Below are 810 nucleotides of genomic sequence, written 5' to 3'. Positions count from 1 at the left end.
TGGATCTTGTTCTGCCTCTACGACAATCCATCCTTCATAACCATCTTTTTCAATTTCTTGCCAAATTGGTGTAAAATCAATCATGCCATCTCCTGGAACAGTGAACACACCTTCTTTAACACCTTTTAAGAAACTAAATGAGTTTGTTTTAACTTCTTCCATTTTTTCCTTACGAATATCTTTAAAGTGAATATGTTTAATACGGTCTTTGTGTGTTTGATACACTTCAATCGGATCTTCGCCTGAGAAAACTAAGTGACCAGTATCATATAATAGTGACACTTTTTTAGGATCTGTCTCAGCCATCAAACGATTGATTTCATCAGTTGTTTGGACACCTGTCCCCATATGGTGGTGGTAAACAATAGACATGTCTTTTTCATTTGCCAACTCGCCTAATTTATCTAACCCACTTGTTAATTTTTCCCATTCATCTTCTGTAAATTCAGGTTTTTTATCAAAAACAGGTGTCTCCATTTGACCTTGTACACTATGTCCTTGTTCTGACACAACGATGACTTTTGCTCCCATTGCATGCAAAAAGTCACGATGTAACATAAAAGCCTCTTCTGTTTCTTCAAATGGTTTGGTTGTTAAAAAAGCACTAAACCAGGCACTAGCTACTGATAATCCACGTGGTTCTAAGTAACTTTTTAATTCTTCTGGATTTTTTGGATATTTGTTTCCAATTTCTGTTCCTGTGTACCCTGCTAATGCCATTTCACTGATACATTGTTCAAACGTATTTTCCTTACCTAATTCCGGCATATCATCATTTGTCCAAGCGATTGGTGCAATCCCTAACTTAAT

At 36.2% G+C, this 810-nt stretch carries 1 protein-coding gene; it reads right to left on the bottom strand.

Annotation, left to right across the window (positions count from 1 at the left end; all coding sequences use genetic code 11):
• A partial coding sequence (iolE, locus tag MN581_RS10030; protein ID WP_241699706.1) for a myo-inosose-2 dehydratase occupies nucleotides 1–810 on the bottom strand: 810 nt, incomplete at both ends.

The organism is Vagococcus sp. CY53-2 (genome assembly GCF_022604695.1).
GTDB lineage: Bacteria > Bacillota > Bacilli > Lactobacillales > Vagococcaceae > Vagococcus.
This window is presented reverse-complemented; position numbering and strand designations above follow the sequence as displayed.